The sequence below is a fragment of the Streptococcus sp. ALY_208 genome, from assembly GCF_058314295.1.
In genome coordinates this window covers 15,540-32,141 of sequence record NZ_JBZFUI010000007.1, presented here as the reverse complement: position 1 = coordinate 32,141, position 16,602 = coordinate 15,540, and the positions used below count along the sequence as shown (strand labels likewise).

13 protein-coding genes, 1 tRNA gene and 1 pseudogene are annotated in these 16,602 nt (G+C 43.1%); 11 read left to right on the top strand and 4 right to left on the bottom strand.

Going from position 1 to position 16,602, the window contains the following annotated elements:
* Nucleotides 1-83 precede the first annotated feature (83 nt).
* The 4 genes from AC4HAI_RS07565 (at nt 84) to AC4HAI_RS07550 (ending at nt 5,017) form a co-directional block, all read left to right on the top strand.
* Nucleotides 84-1,028, top strand: coding sequence for a hypothetical protein (locus AC4HAI_RS07565; RefSeq protein ID WP_491111112.1), 945 nt, complete (start codon nt 84-86; stop codon nt 1,026-1,028).
* A 473-nt stretch (nt 1,029-1,501) separates the two neighbouring features.
* A complete protein-coding gene (glyQ, locus tag AC4HAI_RS07560) occupies nt 1,502-2,419 on the top strand; it encodes a glycine--tRNA ligase subunit alpha (RefSeq protein ID WP_491079065.1) in 918 nt (305 codons plus the stop codon).
* A gap of 254 nt (nt 2,420-2,673) precedes the next feature.
* Nucleotides 2,674-4,710 (top strand): glycine--tRNA ligase subunit beta, encoded by a 2,037-nt coding sequence (glyS, locus tag AC4HAI_RS07555; protein WP_491079066.1) that lies wholly within the window; start codon nt 2,674-2,676, stop codon nt 4,708-4,710.
* A 49-nt stretch (nt 4,711-4,759) separates the two neighbouring features.
* Nucleotides 4,760-5,017, top strand: a complete 258-nt coding sequence (locus AC4HAI_RS07550; RefSeq protein WP_447451884.1) for a DUF896 family protein — start codon at nt 4,760-4,762, stop codon at nt 5,015-5,017.
* A gap of 77 nt (nt 5,018-5,094) precedes the next feature.
* Here the strand turns inward: AC4HAI_RS07550 and AC4HAI_RS07545 are convergent.
* Nucleotides 5,095-5,164, bottom strand: a pseudogene (locus tag AC4HAI_RS07545) (IS3 family transposase); the annotation flags it as partial.
* Nucleotides 5,165-5,412: 248 nt separating this feature from the next.
* Here AC4HAI_RS07545 and AC4HAI_RS07540 point away from each other — a divergent pair.
* The 3 genes from AC4HAI_RS07540 (at nt 5,413) to uvrA (ending at nt 10,440) form a co-directional block, all read left to right on the top strand.
* On the top strand, nt 5,413-6,315 hold the full coding sequence (locus AC4HAI_RS07540) for a hypothetical protein (protein ID WP_491111110.1): 903 nt from the start codon (nt 5,413-5,415) through the stop codon (nt 6,313-6,315).
* A gap of 186 nt (nt 6,316-6,501) precedes the next feature.
* A tRNA-Thr gene (locus AC4HAI_RS07535) sits at nt 6,502-6,574 on the top strand.
* Nucleotides 6,575-7,614: 1,040 nt separating this feature from the next.
* Nucleotides 7,615-10,440, top strand: a complete 2,826-nt coding sequence (gene uvrA, locus AC4HAI_RS07530) for an excinuclease ABC subunit UvrA (protein WP_491111108.1) — start codon at nt 7,615-7,617, stop codon at nt 10,438-10,440.
* Nucleotides 10,441-10,528: 88 nt separating this feature from the next.
* Here the strand turns inward: uvrA and AC4HAI_RS07525 are convergent, their stop codons facing one another.
* The gene (locus AC4HAI_RS07525; protein ID WP_491079069.1) at nt 10,529-11,065 is read right to left on the bottom strand and encodes a hypothetical protein; all 537 of its coding nucleotides are present in this window, start codon (nt 11,063-11,065) and stop codon (nt 10,529-10,531) included.
* Between the two features lie 149 nt (nt 11,066-11,214).
* On the opposite strand from AC4HAI_RS07525, the gene AC4HAI_RS07520 reads away from it, so the two are divergent.
* Nucleotides 11,215-11,691 carry a deoxycytidylate deaminase gene (locus tag AC4HAI_RS07520; RefSeq protein ID WP_491079070.1) on the top strand — a complete coding sequence of 159 codons (477 nt, stop codon included), beginning with the start codon at nt 11,215-11,217 and terminating at the stop codon, nt 11,689-11,691.
* Nucleotides 11,692-11,826: 135 nt separating this feature from the next.
* Here the strand turns inward: AC4HAI_RS07520 and AC4HAI_RS07515 are convergent, their stop codons facing one another.
* Entirely contained in the window at nt 11,827-13,857 is a 2,031-nt protein-coding gene (locus tag AC4HAI_RS07515; protein ID WP_491079071.1) for a carbohydrate-binding domain-containing protein, read from the bottom strand.
* Nucleotides 13,858-14,135: 278 nt separating this feature from the next.
* Between AC4HAI_RS07515 and efp the strand changes: the two genes are divergently transcribed.
* Genes efp through nusB form a run of 3 tightly spaced genes read left to right on the top strand, consistent with a single transcriptional unit; the run spans nt 14,136 to nt 15,543 of the window.
* Nucleotides 14,136-14,696 carry an elongation factor P gene (gene efp, locus AC4HAI_RS07510; RefSeq protein WP_491079072.1) on the top strand — a complete coding sequence of 187 codons (561 nt, stop codon included), beginning with the start codon at nt 14,136-14,138 and terminating at the stop codon, nt 14,694-14,696.
* Nucleotides 14,697-14,741: 45 nt separating this feature from the next.
* On the top strand, nt 14,742-15,128 hold the full coding sequence (locus tag AC4HAI_RS07505; protein ID WP_491111107.1) for an Asp23/Gls24 family envelope stress response protein: 387 nt from the start codon (nt 14,742-14,744) through the stop codon (nt 15,126-15,128).
* A complete protein-coding gene (nusB, locus tag AC4HAI_RS07500) occupies nt 15,121-15,543 on the top strand; it encodes a transcription antitermination factor NusB (protein WP_491111105.1) in 423 nt (140 codons plus the stop codon). Before AC4HAI_RS07505 ends, nusB begins: the two co-directional genes overlap by 8 nt.
* 93 nt (nt 15,544-15,636) lie before the next feature.
* Here the strand turns inward: nusB and AC4HAI_RS07495 are convergent, their stop codons facing one another.
* The gene (locus AC4HAI_RS07495) at nt 15,637-16,599 is read right to left on the bottom strand and encodes a LacI family DNA-binding transcriptional regulator (RefSeq protein WP_491111103.1); all 963 of its coding nucleotides are present in this window, start codon (nt 16,597-16,599) and stop codon (nt 15,637-15,639) included.
* Nucleotides 16,600-16,602 lie beyond the last annotated feature (3 nt).

The following is a 16,602-nucleotide window of genomic DNA, read 5'->3' as shown; positions in this document are numbered from 1 at the left end:
GTTTAATTTGAATTTGATGCATCTTTTTTTAATGCTAGCAGGTTCAATATTTGGAATAGAGAATAGTTAAAGGAGATATTATTTTGAAATCAAAGATCCATCTGCCCTTGGCAGGGCTTATGCTGTTTTACTTATTGACTTCTATTTTGTTGAGAATCATCTCTCATCAGTTGCCTATACAACTTTTTGATCCTTTGTTTCCCCCATTAGTAGTAGTGGATTGGTTGGTAAGTCTAGTTGTTATTGCTTTTGTTTTCTTAGGAAAAGGAAAGTTTGCAGTTCTTGCTCAGTTGATTTGGGGTCTGCTTCATCTATTGCTTAGCTCGGTGATCTTTGGTCTCCCTATGGCTTTATCACTGATCTTTTCTATTGCTTGGTTGATCGCCTTAGGTCTCCTTTTGACCAAGCAAAAGTGGGCTTTTATTCTAGCCTTGACTATCAGTTTTCTGAATTTTATAGTAACAATTGGACTTAATCTATTTTCTTTAGTAGCTCCCCTCCTAGTAGGTAATGAGGTGGCAATCCTTTTTGTTTATTTACAGATGGTGATAGCTATTATGACCGTGTTAATGATGCCTTTGCTGGTCATTGCTTTTCATGAAACGGAAAATTCATCCTTCTCTATGGTCGACTACCTCTATCATGATACTTGGGGCATGAATCTGCTGTATACAGTTTTGAGTTTGGGGATGTTTGGCTTTGTTTGGGTAGGGCATCTTCTCCATAATGTCCGTCAGCTAACTGGGCAAAGGACTGCTGTGATTGGCCATATGCTAGGTTATATCTTTGTTCCCTTTTATTCGATTTATGTCATTTATTTGATCCAAAGTCGTTTAAGCCAGTATCATCAGTATTTGATGAGGAGCCATCACCTACCGATTTCTAAATTGCCGATAGAGATGTTTGTGCTTATTCTTTCACAGATATTTATCGGGTCTTATCTTTCCCTTCCCTTGCTTCAAGTTAACAGCCAACAGCTAACAGGTTTTTATCAGCAAATGTTTACCAATCAATGGAACCGGCGATAGAAGGCAGAGAAGGGGAGTAATCCCTAGGAAAATTAGACAAGCTCTTTATTTTCTGTTATACTGTTGACCAAGGAAGAGGGTTATCCTTTAGAGCTATCGTTAGCGAGTCTGGGGTGGTGGAAGCCGGATGATAGGAAGGACTGACTGGCACTTTCATTACAATCAAACACAAATGAAGTAATAAATTAGGGTGGAACCGCGTTTTGACGCCCCTATGTCAGCTGGCATGGGAGTGGAGAGCGTGGTTCTTTTTGTAGCCTAGCTTTGCTATTTATAGAGGAAAAAGGAGGACAATAATGTCAAAAAAACTAACCTTCCGCCTCGTCAAAGGTGCTAGTGCTCCTAAAGGAGCAAGCACCTAACGGCAATCCCTATGAGGATTGCCTAGACGCTGCACTAGATTTTTCAAGTAAAAATATGGTTTACTTGAAAAGTCGTCGCAAAACATACTTTATTTAAGAAAGAGAGAAACAATGAGTAAAAAATTAACCTTCCAAGAGATTATTTTGACCCTACAACAATACTGGAATGATCAGGGTTGTATGCTGATGCAGGCTTATGATAATGAGAAGGGGGCGGGTACCATGAGTCCTTACACCTTCCTGCGTGCTATTGGTCCTGAGCCATGGAATGCGGCTTATGTGGAGCCAAGTCGTCGTCCGGCTGACGGCCGTTACGGTGAAAATCCCAACCGTCTCTACCAGCACCATCAATTCCAAGTGGTCATGAAACCTTCACCAAGCAATATCCAAGAGCTTTACCTTGAATCTTTGGAAAAGTTAGGTATCGATCCCTTAGAACACGATATTCGTTTTGTCGAAGATAACTGGGAAAATCCGTCCACGGGTTCTGCTGGACTTGGCTGGGAAGTTTGGCTGGACGGTATGGAAATCACTCAGTTTACGTATTTCCAACAAGTTGGTGGCTTGGCGACAAGCCCAGTAACGGCTGAAGTCACCTACGGTTTGGAACGCTTGGCTTCTTATATTCAAGAGGTTGATTCTGTTTACGATATTGAGTGGGCACCGGGTGTTAAGTACGGTGAAATCTTCAAACAGCCTGAGTACGAGCATTCTAAATATAGCTTTGAAATCTCAGATCAAGATATGCTCCTTGAAAACTTTGACAAGTTTGAAAAGGAAGCCGGTCGAGCTTTGGAAGAAGGTTTGGTTCACCCAGCCTACGATTACGTTCTCAAATGCTCTCATACCTTCAACTTGCTGGATGCGCGTGGTGCTGTCTCTGTTACCGAGCGTGCTGGCTATATCGCCCGTATCCGTAATCTTGCCCGCCTTGTCGCTAAGACTTTTGTCGCTGAGCGTAAAAAATTGGGTTACCCACTTTTGGACCAAGAAACACGAGTTAAGTTATTAGCAGAAGACGCAGAGTAGTTCAAGTTAGGCATTTAAAAAGCGAACGTAGTGACCTCCAAAGGATATCTTTCTCCGTGGTGGCAGTGCGATTTATCGTACAAGGGAATCGGCGAGACCTTAGGCTCTACGATTAGCAATGCTCAAGTAGTCTATTAGACTATTTGAGGTTGGAAATAGAACAAGCGATAGCTTGTATCTATCGTTCGAAGGTGGTCGCTTGCTACCTCACCACTAAGAAAGATGTCAAAGAAAGGAACATTCGGAGAAAAAATATGACAAAAAATTTATTAGTAGAACTCGGTCTGGAAGAACTTCCAGCCTATGTGGTAACCCCAAGTGAAAAACAATTAGGTGAAAAAATGGCGGCTTTTTTGGCAGAAAATCGTCTGTCATACGAAGCTATCCAGACTTTTTCAACCCCTCGTCGTTTGGCTGTGCGTGTCATGGGACTAGCTGATGCTCAAACGGATCTTTCAGAAGATTTCAAAGGTCCTGCTAAAAAAATTGCCCTAGATAGCGATGGCAACTTTACCAAGGCGGCTCAGGGATTTGTGCGTGGTAAAGGCTTGACCACTGATGATATCCGCTTTGAGGAAGTTAAAGGTGTTGAGTATGTCTATGTGACTAAAAACGAAGCTGGCAAACCTGCTGAAGACGTTTTAGCAGGTATCCCGGAAGTGCTTAACAGTCTTGCCTTTCCAGTTAGTATGCACTGGGCTAAGAATACCTTTGAGTACATTCGTCCTGTGCACACCTTGACCGTACTTTTAGATGACAAGGCTCTTGATATGAATTTCCTCGATATTACATCAGGTCGTATCAGTCGTGGGCATCGTTTCTTGGGTCAAGAAACTGAGATTACAACAGCGGATTCTTATGAGGAAGATCTCCGCAAACAGTTTGTCATTGCAGACAGCCTTGAGCGTGAGCGCATGATTGTGGAACAGATCAAGGCTATTGAAGCTAAGGAAAATGTCCAAGTTGATATCGATCCAGACCTTCTCAATGAAGTCCTTAACTTGGTTGAATATCCGACTGCCTTCATGGGGAGTTTTGATGAGAAATATTTGGAGATTCCAGAAGAAGTCCTTGTAACTTCCATGAAGAGTCATCAACGCTACTTCGTTGTCCGTGATCAAGAAGGCAAGCTCAGACCTAACTTTATCTCGGTGCGTAATGGTAATGATGTCGCTCTAGAAAACGTCATCAAAGGGAATGAAAAAGTGTTGGTGGCACGCCTTGAAGATGGGGAATTCTTCTGGCATGAGGATCAAAAACTTCGGATTGAAGATCTTGTGGCTAAGCTATCTCAGGTGACCTTCCACGAAAAGATCGGTTCTCTGGCTGAACACATGGCCCGTGCAGGTGTTATTGCGGACTACCTCAGCGTGATGGCAGATTTATCATCGGATGAGGCGGCAGCGGTTTCGCGTGCAGCTGCTATCTATAAGTTTGATCTCTTGACTGGTATGGTCGGTGAGTTCGATGAGCTGCAAGGCATTATGGGTGAAAAGTACGCTCTTCTTGCAGGCGAAGAAGCGGCTGTTGCGACAGCTATCCGTGAGCATTATCTGCCTGATTCGGCTGATGGTGAGCTTCCAGAGACCAAGGTCGGTGCTGTTTTGGCTCTGGCTGATAAATTGGATACCCTGCTTAGCTTCTTCTCGGTCGGTCTTATCCCAAGCGGTTCTAATGACCCTTACGCTCTGCGTCGTGCGACACAAGGGATTGTTCGCATCTTAGATGCTTTTGGTTGGACCATTGCGATGGATGAGTTGGTGGACAACCTCTATGGCCTTACCTTTGATAGCTTGACTTACGATAATAAAGCTGAAGTCCTTGATTTCATCCGTGCCCGTGTAGATAAGATGATGGGCAAGATACCAAAAGACATCAAGGAAGCGGTCCTCGCTGGCTCTACTTTTGTTGTATCAGACATGTTAGCTGCAGCGGATGCCCTTGTAGAAGCATCACAAAAAGACAGCTACAAACCAGCGGTTGAAAGTTTGTCTCGTGTCTTTAACTTGGCTGAAAAAGCTGATAGGAGTGTTGCTATAGATGCTAAGCTCTTTGAAAATGACCAGGAAAAAGCCTTGGCTCAAGCTGTTGCTGAGCTTGAGTTGGGTAAGGATGCAAGTGCAAATATTGAACAACTCTTTGCCCTCAGTCCAGTCATCGATGCCTTTTTTGACAATACCATGGTCATGGCAGACGACCAAGCAGTAAAAAATAATCGTTTGGCTATTCTCTCAGCCTTGGCTGATAAAGCCAGTCAAGTCGCAGCTTTTAACCGGTTGATAACGAAATAGGTGTTAGCAAAATTCTCCTAATACGAAATAAAATAAGGAGGTGATGATATTGGATCCTAAGAAAATTGCTCGAATCAATGAGCTTGCCTTGAAGAAAAAAACGCAAGGCCTAACTGGCCAAGAAAAGGTGGAGCAGGCTGAATTGCGTAAGGAATACATCGAAGGTTATCGTCGCAATCTGCGTCACCATATTGAAGGGATTAAATTGGTGGATGAAGAAGGCAATGACGTGACTCCGGAAAAACTTCGCCAAATTCAACGCCAAAAAGGCCTGCATGGCCGCAGTTTGGATGATCCCAATAGCTGATTAATGCAAGATGTTCTAATACTCAAAGGGTTTAGAATTTTTGTATTGATTCTAAAAAGTTGGATAAGAAATTGTTGAAAGGATTTAGTTCTGTATTGGACAGGACTAAGTCCTTTTCGTTTGGCTTTGATTCTGTTTGTTGTTATACAAGTGACAAGGCTCCTCTTTTAATGAGTACGAAGTATGATGAATAGCGTTTATTCTATTTCTAATATAGTTTTGTGCTTTGTGAAGTTTAAGCATAACAGTTTTAAATCAATTTTTTCTTGATCATTGAAGCTTTTTAGGTTTGTTTAGCTTTTTTTAGGCAACGGTTTTAATGATTTTTGTTAGAATGATAATGATTTTTCTTGAGCATCTGATGTTCATTATGAGAGGGGGGCAGAATGAGCTTTATGAAGTGGCGACGATCTGGTGTACTAGCTGTTGGTCTTATCTTGCTGCTTGTATTAGGAGCCTTATTGTTATCTTTTTCGTCTGTGACTAAGAGCAGTGAGCAACCTATCTACGGTGTTACGATTGATGATACTTGGGAAGGTGAGGTCACTACTGATGCTATTGTTCAGGCGTTGAAAGATATGCCGGTGAGGCCGACTGTGCGTATTGTGATGTCTAAGGAAAAAAGTCCAAGGTCTTATGTCTCTCTTTTTAAAAAGATCGCACCGGTAGCAGATATTATGGCGCAGCCTGTGGATTCTTATGATATGAATGCTTATCCTGATCCTGCTTCCTACCGCCAGCGCTTTCGGGAGTCCTTAAAATATCTGAAAGACTATACAAAGATTTGGGAAGTTGGTAATGAGATTAATGGAACTGATTGGATCAAGCAAGATCCAGAGTTGATTGTTGATAAAGTCCAAGCCGCTTATGATCTTGTTGAAGAGGCTGATCAAGAGACTGCAGTGACCTTTTATTATGAGAATCCTAAGGATCATGATATGTTGGCCTGGATAGATCGCCATGTCCCACAGAAGATGAGACAAGGGCTAGATTTTAGTTTCATCTCTTACTATGAGGATGATAATGGTGGCTACCAGCCAGATTGGGCGCATGTTTTCAAACGATTTCAAGCACAGTTTGCCCAGTCCAAGGTCGGCATGGGGGAATGTGGCAATACTGCTCCATCAGCGACTAGAGCTAGTAAAATAGCTATGATGCGTCACTATTATCAGCAGCCGGTTTATACAGAGCATTATGTTGGGGGTTATTTTTGGTGGAATTGGGTTCAAGACTGTGTTCCCCATCAGCATAATAACGTCTATCAGGCACTCAATCGTATCTTGAATGATCAGAAGTAGCGGTGGGATCAGGTAATTTTCTTGCATAAGCAAGGTGATAACATATAGGAGATTGGGTGTTTGCACCCAGTCTTTTTTGATATTAGGTGTCAGTTTATACTCATAGTTATCTGAGGTAGGCTAGGAGATTTTTTAAGTGCTACTTGATTTGACAAATCGAGAAGAAAGCGTAAAATACTGATGTAAGCCGAATTAGCTCAGTTGGTAGAGCAACGCACTCGTAACGCGTAGGTCACAGGTTCGAGCCCTGCATTCGGCATGAAAATACAAGATAAAAAAGAGTCTGGAACCAACTGCGATGATGGCTTCGCTCTCACCCACAAAACATTGTAATCTTTGAAGATTACGTATAAAAAGTCCAGACTTGTTAGCATTATTGGATTTATTAGATTTGTGCAGTGGTTGATTGGCGGTCCTTATCCCTTGCTGTGCAAGTGATAGTCTCTAAACATCCACTGGATGTTTAGAGCTTAATCAACTGTGCGGAGGTGGGATTGAAATGCTCCAGTGGAGGATTTCTACCTGAGCATTAAAATGGGAGAGCGAAGAAAATCAAAACCGTGATTTTCTCACGGTTTACTGATGTCAGTCTTGAAAGCGTTGGTCATCAGCGCTTTTTTGGTAGTCAAATAGCTAGCGAAAGGCCAGAATCTGCTATAATAGAGGTGTTGTAGACCTTCTAAGGTTTAGACGGATGAACACAGGGGGCATCGCAATGTAGAGATTAGCTAGAAGTGTAAGAGCTTTAGCACTTAAATTGAGTAAGTTAGCAGTAAAATTACTGCGATACTAATCATTAGTTGTTACTGGTTTGTACAGCTCTCCAGTTACGATGTTTCGAAGAGCCAGTCGATAATACTGGCGAATCGAAACTAGTAAGTGGCATAGCAAGTCTCCATAGAGACTTGTGTAGGAAATCAAGTGCTTTAGTACTTAGATTGAGTAAGTTAGCAGTAAAATTACTGCGATACTGATCATTAGTTGTTACTGGTTTGTACAGCTCTCCAGTTACGATGTTTCGAAAAGCCAGTCGATAATACTGGCGAATCGAAACTAGTAAGTGGCATAGCAAGTCTCCATAGAGACTTGTGTAGGAAATCAAGTACTTTAGTACTTAGATTGAGTTTGCCAGTTAGAAAGGAATTGAACCCGCCTGCGGGATTGGCGACCTCCTAAACTTTCAGTTGATAATACTGAAAGTTTAGGATTAGTCAGTGACACAGAGAATTTCAATAGAAATTCTCGTAGGAGAACAAGAGCTTTAGCTCTTAGTTCGAGTGTGTCAGTGGTATCTTAGTTATGCAAGATAAGTTAGTGATTCATGGGGCACGTGCCCATAATTTGAAAGATGTAGATGTAGAAATTCCACGGGATAAGCTGGTGGTAGTGACTGGTTTGTCTGGATCTGGTAAATCCAGTCTGGCTTTTGATACTATTTACGCAGAAGGTCAGCGGCGCTATGTGGAGAGTTTGTCTGCTTATGCCCGTCAGTTTTTGGGTAATATGGAAAAGCCTGATGTAGATAGCATAGACGGTCTCAGTCCAGCTATTTCCATCGACCAAAAGACGACCAGTAAGAACCCGCGTTCAACAGTTGGTACGGCAACGGAAATCAATGATTACCTGCGTCTACTCTATGCGCGTGTAGGGGTACCTTACTGTCCAAATGGTCATGGAGAAATTTCTGCCAGTTCGGTTGAGCAGATCGTTGATCAGGTACTGGATCTGCCGGAACGCACCCGTATGCAGATTCTAGCACCGGTTATCCGTCGTAAGAAAGGCCAGCACAAGACCCTTTTTGAAAAAATCCAAAAAGAAGGTTATGTGCGTGTGCGTGTGGATGGTGAGGTCTATGATGTGACTGAGGTACCTGAGCTGTCCAAGTCCAAGATGCATAATATCGAGGTAGTTATTGACCGTCTGGTCAATAAGGAGGGCATTCGCAGCCGTCTCTTTGATTCTGTCGAAGCAGCCCTTCGGATTGCGGATGGCTATGTCATCATCGACACTATGGATGGCAATGATTTGCTCTTTTCGGAGCATTATTCTTGCCCAGTTTGTGGCTTTACAGTCCCTGAACTGGAGCCCCGTCTCTTTTCATTCAACGCCCCCTTTGGCTCCTGCCCGACTTGTGATGGTTTGGGGATGAAGCTGGTGGTGGATATGGATCTCCTCATTCCAGATCCTAGTTTGACTCTGCGGGAAGGTGCCTTAGCTCCTTGGAATCCCATTTCTTCTAACTATTACCCAGCCATGCTGGAGCAGGCCATGGAAGCTTTCGGGGTTGATATGGATACCCCCTTTGAAGAGCTCTCGAAAGAGGATCAGGATCTGATTCTCTATGGTTCTGATGATAAAGAATTCCATTTCCACTATGTCAATGATTTTGGTGGGGTGCGTGATATTTACATTCCTTTTGAAGGCGTGGTTAATAATGTCAACCGTCGCTATCATGAAACTAACAGTGACTTTACCCGCAATGTCATGCGGGGCTATATGAACGAGCTGACCTGTACGACCTGTCAGGGCTACCGTCTCAACGATGCTGCACTATCAGTCAAGCTAGGTGGTGAGGCTGGTCTTCATATTGGTCAGATTTCTGATCTCTCTATCCAGGATCATCTAGCTCACTTAGAAGACTTGGTTCTGACGGATAATCAAAAGACGATTGCGGCTCCCATCTTGAAGGAAATCAAGGATCGCTTGAGCTTTTTAAATAATGTGGGACTAAACTATCTGAATCTGTCCCGGGCAGCTGGGACCTTGTCTGGTGGTGAAAGTCAACGCATTCGCTTAGCCACTCAAATTGGTTCTAATCTGAGCGGTGTCCTCTACGTCTTGGATGAGCCCTCTATTGGCCTTCACCAGCGTGATAATGACCGCTTGATTGCCAGTCTCAAGAAGATGCGTGATTTAGGCAATACCCTAATTGTCGTCGAACATGATGAGGACACTATGCGTGAGGCGGATTGGCTGATCGATGTCGGACCAGGTGCCGGTCAATTCGGTGGAGAAATCGTTGCTTCTGGTCGCCCAGACCAAGTTGCCAAAAATAAAAAGTCCATTACTGGACAGTACCTATCTGGGAAGAAAGATATTCCTGTTCCCGTTGAAAGGCGAAAGGGGAACGGTCGTTTTATTGAGGTCAAGGGGGCAGCTGAGAATAATCTTCAAAATATCGATGTTAAGTTTCCACTTGGGAAATTTATTGCGGTGACAGGTGTATCCGGTTCTGGGAAGTCTACCTTGATCAATAGTATTCTCAAGAAATCTATAGCGCAAAAATTGAACCGCAATTCGGAAAAACCCGGCAAGCACAAGGGCATTGAAGGGATTGAGCATATTGAGCGTTTGATTGATATTGACCAGAGTCCAATCGGTCGGACACCCCGTTCCAATCCAGCGACCTATACAGGGGTTTTTGATGATATTCGTGATCTCTTTGCCAAGACTAATGAAGCCAAGATCCGTGGTTACAAGAAGGGCCGCTTTAGCTTCAATGTCAAGGGTGGACGCTGTGAGGCCTGCTCAGGTGATGGCATTATCAAGATCGAGATGCACTTTCTGCCAGATGTCTATGTTCCATGTGAAGTCTGTCACGGTACACGCTACAACAGTGAGACTTTAGAAGTCCACTACAAGGAAAAAAACATTGCAGAAATCCTTGATATGACTGTTAATGATGCCGTGGATTTCTTTGCGCCAATTCCAAAGATTGCCCGCAAACTTCAAACCATCAAGGATGTCGGACTGGGTTATGTGACATTGGGTCAGCCAGCTACTACCCTGTCAGGTGGGGAAGCTCAGCGTATGAAGCTGGCTAGTGAGCTCCACAAACGCTCAACTGGTAAGTCCTTCTACATTTTGGATGAGCCAACGACAGGTCTGCATACCGATGATATTGCCCGTTTGCTCAAGGTCTTGGAACGTTTTGTCGACGAAGGAAATACGGTGCTCGTTATCGAGCATAATCTGGATGTCATCAAAACGGCGGATCACTTGATCGATCTAGGACCAGAGGGTGGTGTTGGAGGTGGTCGTATTGTTGCGACTGGAACTCCAGAAGAGGTAGCAGCTAATTCAGATAGCTATACAGGACACTATTTGAAATCAAAACTAGGCTAAACAAAAGAGGGTGGAAGAAAAATCATGATTTTTCTTCCACCCTCTTTTGTATTAGCTACAGTTTTTCTGACTTCTGTTGAACCTAGGGTTAGGCTGCACTTGCAGCTGCGATAATTCCTACTATGATTACAATAATTATCCAAATAAATGGCATAGCCAGTCCGATGGAGTTAATAATAATCTCGTTCTTGTAGCTGTAAGGCTTGTTATGATTTGTGATAGATATGATAAGACCAATCAGCGCTAAAATAAACCCGAAAATTCCCAAATAAAAAGTGAGACTGAGTATAATAGAGATAATTCCGAGTACTAATGGTGCCGTAGATTTAGGCTGAGGGTAATAGCCGGGATAAGGGGCTTGAGTAAAGTTAGGCTGTTGGTATTCTGGATAAGGAGTCGCCTGTGATGGATTTTGGAGAGGAGCTTGTTGATAAGGAGCTTCTTGAGGCTGGTTAGGCATAGTTTGTTGTTGCTGGTTTGGAAAAACTTGTGTTTGATAGGGTTGATTGCCGGCATAAGGATTTTGGGTAGGGGTTTCCTGATATTGTGGCTGTTGGTAGGCCTGTTGAGGTAGTGGTTGCTCTTGTCCCTGTTGGTTATCTTGTGGGAATGTTTCTTGTGTCATTTTGAACTCCTTTATAAAAACTGAAGGTTTGAAACCTAATCATATAAAGAAATAGGAATTTTGTCAATAGTATATGGGACTAGCTGTGGACGCCAAGGAGTCATGGATGGTATACTAATCTAAAGTCAGTCAGATAAAGGAGGATAGATATGGTAGAGCGGTTATCTTGGCAGGATTATTTTATGGCCAATGCAGAATTGATTTCTAAGCGATCAACTTGTGATCGTGCCTTTGTAGGTGCCGTCTTGGTTAAGGATAAGCGCATTATAGCGACTGGTTATAATGGTGGGGTTTCAGATGCAGATAACTGCAATGAAGTGGGCCACTATATGGAGGGTGGTCATTGTATACGGACTGTTCATGCTGAGATGAATGCTTTGATCCAGTGCGCTAAGGAAGGGATCTCGACCAAGGAAACGGAGATTTATGTGACGCATTTTCCTTGTATCAACTGCACAAAGGCCCTCCTTCAAGCAGGTGTCACTAAGATCACCTATAAATCCAATTATCGCCCCAATCAACTGGCGATTCAGCTGATGGAGCAAAAGCGTGTCACCTTGGTTCAACATCAGGTTCCTAAAGTTAGTTTGGGGCAGGATGGAGAAGATAATGACGGGACAAAGTAAATCCTATGGGTACCAGATTTTTTGTTTGATCATACAACGAGGTTTGAGACTTAGGTCTCAAACCTCGTTTATTTCTTAATGGCAGTGTGACCTATTTGCAGATGGGTTTTGAAATCTGTCTCACTCACCTAAATCTTATTTATGGGCTCTTCTTGTCAGGGGGCTAATCCTTGCATCCTTGGATAAGCTGTCAAGGGAAACAGGTCGGCTGGTATTTCTTCTTGACTGATACTTGGTGGTAGGATCAGGAGCGATGGAGTAGAAAGAGAAAGGTTCTTTCTCTTGATTCCTTCGGTAGTTAGGTAGAAGAGATAAGGGACTTGTCTTTGTGCTTACGCTTTGACTCATGGTGTTTTGAGGGGAGAAGCTGGTAGGTCTCATAGACATAAGAATGACCGTCGTATTTAGAGAGCTATCAGCTTTTTGAGCGTTAGTAGCGGTACTTGTTGGTTTTGTACTCTGGTTGGAAAATCCTTCTGGCGTTTTTAGACTAGTTAGAAGGCTTGTTGATGTTTGGTCAGTTCCAGCTGTGATAGAGGTGTCTGTTGTTTGTCCTTCTGGCAGGCTCGGCATTGTCTGACCGTTTAGTCCGCCTGGTGGCTGATTAGAGGGACTAGTTTCAGTTGTTGCAGTTGCACTAGCTGTATTCCCACCACTAGTAGAAATAGTATAGGTGCTACCTGACAGGATCGTTTCAGTTGAGAGAACAATGTTACTAAAAGCGACATCAGCTGTTGTGCTTGCTATGATATTGCCACTGTCATCGCTCACCGTAATCGTTTCGCCAGCTGTACCTGAGATATTAGTCATAATATAGGCTTGACTGGATCCTGCTGAGAAAGCTTGGGCCATACCGGCTTGGCCGATTGCCCAGGTTGTTCCGCCATTAGTTATACCTGTACCATCGTAGTCCATGGCAGCATTGTCAGCTGATGTAGATTGAGCTTTAAGACTACCGCCGGTAATGGTTAAGTTACCATTTGAATCTACTCCATCTCCATCAGCAATGATACTGGTTTCCCCACCGTTAATCGTCATGGAGACTGTTTCTGCAGCATTTTCAGTCCCGGAAAAGGGATCCTTAGCTACCATACCATCATCAGAGGCAGATAAGTTGTTTTTTCCGCCATTGATGATAATATCAGAGCCTACTAGAGCTTCGTAAGATTGAGAGACTGTGATTGATCCATCGTTGATGGTCAAGGTGTTTCCAGACTTGATACCAGCCGTGTCTTCATTGGTAGAAGAAGTGATGGTAATGTTGCCATCATTGATGGTTACATTAGCAGCTTCAGGATCTGTTTCTGAAAGAGCCCAGATACCTGCCCCATCAGATGTTATTGTTAGATTACCTGAATTGATGATGACATCATCCTCTGTTTGAATACCATCGCCATTAGAAGTCATATCAAGTGTGGCAGAATCTAAGGTGAAAGTGTTGGCTTGAATGGCATCGTCACTACTATTTAGCGTCAGTTTTCCTTTCCCTGTCACATATAAGGCTTCTTGAGCTGATAAAGCTACAGATGAACTTAGGATACTACTATCGCTGGCAACTGTCACTGTCAGGTCTCCTAGACCTGAGAGACCATTAGTGAGTTGAGCATTCTCTAGCGTTAGTTCGACACCATCTGCTGCGACTACTTGATAGTCCGTGCTACCTGTTAGGGTATAGTGGGAGGTGTTGTCTGTTAGAGTGATAGTATTGCTAGTGTCATCGACCGTATAACTATCCTGACTGCTAGCTTGTGACAGGTCAATAATGATAGCTGTCTTGTCTAAGCTCTCAGTGGTTTCTGACGCTTGTGTGTCTTGTGTCTCTGTAGTTTGAGTGGCAGCCTCGTCTAGACTTGTTTGGCTGTTTTGAGTGTTTTGACTAGTAGATTGACCACTCTCTGAGGAAGTCTCTTGATTAGTCGTTTGTTCTTGACTACTAGCTGTGTCAGTCAGATTAGATTGGCTTTCTGCTGAGCTAGTCGTTGCTTGAGTGACTTCTGAGCTAGCTGCTGCGCTATCTGCTGTTTGTGTACTTGGAGCGGTGGTCTCGTCTGCTTGAACAGTTGATATTGATGTGAGGAAGAGACCGGATAGTAGCAGTCCTCCGACTAAGCCATAAGCCTTGTGTTTGCGATAAATGCCACGATTATGATTGGTATGTTTTGTCATTGTAGGTACCTCTTTTCCTTTATATTAGGGAGCCATTTGACTCATAGATAAGTTTGCTTAAGCTGCTTATCTATGGTGGCTAGTATAGGTGAGAAAAATGAAGCTTAAATGAATAAGGTTATTTGAATTTTTTTTTGGAAAAAATTAATTGTGTTAGCCTTGCCGAGAGAGTCATACCAAGGGATGTTGGTGGTACTTAATTGGTTAATATTTGAGAAAAAAAGGTGAATATGATAGAATGAAGAGAATTTAATTATTAACTAAAGAGGTAGAGACACATGATTGAAGCAAGTAAGCTCCGAGCTGGTATGACGTTTGAAACAGCTGATGGCAAATTGATCAAGGTTTTGGAAGCTAGTCACCACAAACCTGGTAAAGGAAACACAGTTATGCGCATGAAATTGCGTGATGTTCGTTCTGGCTCTACATTTGATACGACTTATCGTCCAGAAGAAAAATTTGAGCAGGCTATTATTGAAACGCGTCCGGCTCAATACTTGTATCAGATGGATGATACTGCTTATTTTATGGATACTGAAAATTATGAGCAATACGAAATTCCAACAGCCAATGTTGAAAATGAATTGCTCTATATGCTTGAAAATTCCGAAGTGAAGATCCAATTTTACGGAAGCGAAGTGATCGGGGTTACTGTTCCGACGACGGTTGAGTTGACTGTTGCTGAAACACAGCCATCCATCAAGGGTGCTACGGTGACTGGTTCAGGGAAACCAGCTACCATGGAAACAGGTCTTGTGGTAAACGTTCCTGATTTTATCGAAGCTGGACAAAAATTGGTCATTAACACAGCAGAAGGTACTTACGTTTCACGTGCCTAAGCTAGTATTTATATATTCCTAGTGAATTTTAGAAAGGATAGACTTATGGCAGAAGCAATTGGAGAGATTGTTATTGCGCCTCGTGTACTTGAGGTTATTACAGGTATTGCAGCAACTAAGGTCGATGGTGTCTACTCACTGGTCAATAAGGCTGTGACTGATAATATTAGCAAGTCAACCTTGCGTCGTGGTGTCTATTTGACAACGGATGAGGACGATAAGGTGACAGCTGATATTTATTTGCAGCTCCAATATGGTGTCAATGTTCCTGCCGTATCTATCGAGGTGCAGCGTGCTGTTAAATCAGCAGTTAAGGACATGGCTGAAGTCGAGATTACGGATGTCAATGTTCATGTTGTGGGGATTGTTCCAGAAAAGACGCCAAAACCAGATTTAAGCGCACTCTTTGATGAGGACTTTTTAGATGACTGATTCTAGGAGACAGTTGCGTGAGCGTGCCCTTCAGGCGATTTTTAGTCTGGAGTTTGGTCAAGCAGATGTGCAGGATGCTGCTAATTTCGCTTACAGTTATGATAAAGAGTTGGCAGAGGAAGAAGCTATAGACATTCCGGCTTTTTTGCTCAATCTCGTTAAAGGGATGACAGATGAGCAAGCAGAGATTGATCGTCTGATTATTGAGCATTTGAAGTCAGGTTGGACTTTAGATCGCTTGACCCTGATTGATCGCAGTCTTCTTCGCTTAGGACTTTATGAGATCAAGTATTATGATGAAACACCAGATCGTGTGGCCCTCAATGAGATCATCGAGTTGGCTAAATCTTATTCAGATAGTCAATCCGCAAAGTTTGTCAATGGGATTTTGACTAAATTTGTTCGTGAAGACTAAGTATCTGCTAGTGTATTGATGTATTGATATGAAATGGTGTAAAAAAGGGGCTGAGACAAACGTTCTCAGCCTCTTTTTTATGGTGAAAAGACACTATAGTGATTTTCCTGTTGTTAAACTGATGGGGAGGGTGTAATTCTTTTGAACGGGACGGTTATTGATCTTGGATAGGAGAACCTCTACGAGGAGCTCAGCAATTTCCCGCATGGGTTGCTTGATGGTTGAAAGCTGAGGAAAATAGTTTTCGACAAATTGGGTACCATCATAGCCGATGAGCTTCATATCTTGGGGAATGCGAATGCCAAGATCGTTAGCGATTTTCATGGTCAGTATGGCTGTCATATCATCAGAGGTAAAGAGACCATCTGGTTTTTCTCGACTGAGAATATCCTTGATTTCCATCTCCTTGCGGATAGCAGAGTAATCACTAGAGATATTGAAAACTTTGGCATGGGGGAGGACAGCATTGAAGCCCTGACGACGCAAGCCTGTGGTGGAGTTAGAGTTATCGTTACCTGTGAACATGACAATGGTCTGACAGCCGATTCGCTCTAGAGTTCTTGCTGCCATTCGACCTCCTTCAAAATTATCAGAGGAGACGACAGGAATATTGGGGGCGAGATTGCGGTCAAAAGCGACAATGGGTGCTTCGACACGCTGATAATCCACAATATCTAGATTGTGACTGGAGGAGATGATACCGTCGACCTGATTGGCCGCCAGCATTTCTAGATACTCCCTTTCTTTTTCGGATTCATTTTGGCTGTTGCAGATAATAACCTTATAGCCATGATGAAAGAGCAGGGATTCCAGGTGTTCGATCATCTCTGCATAAAATACATTGCTGATGGTTGGAAAAATCAGGCCGATCAATTTGGAAGACTTGCCTTGCAGTCCTCTAGCTAGGCTGTTTGGCTTATAGCCGAGTTCTCTCATAGCCTTGTGAACTTTTGCCTTAGTCTTTTCAGATAGATAGCCCTTGTTATTGATAACGCGTGATACGGTTGTTGGGCTTACACCAGCTAGTGCAGCCACATCAGTTAATTTAGCTACCATAGT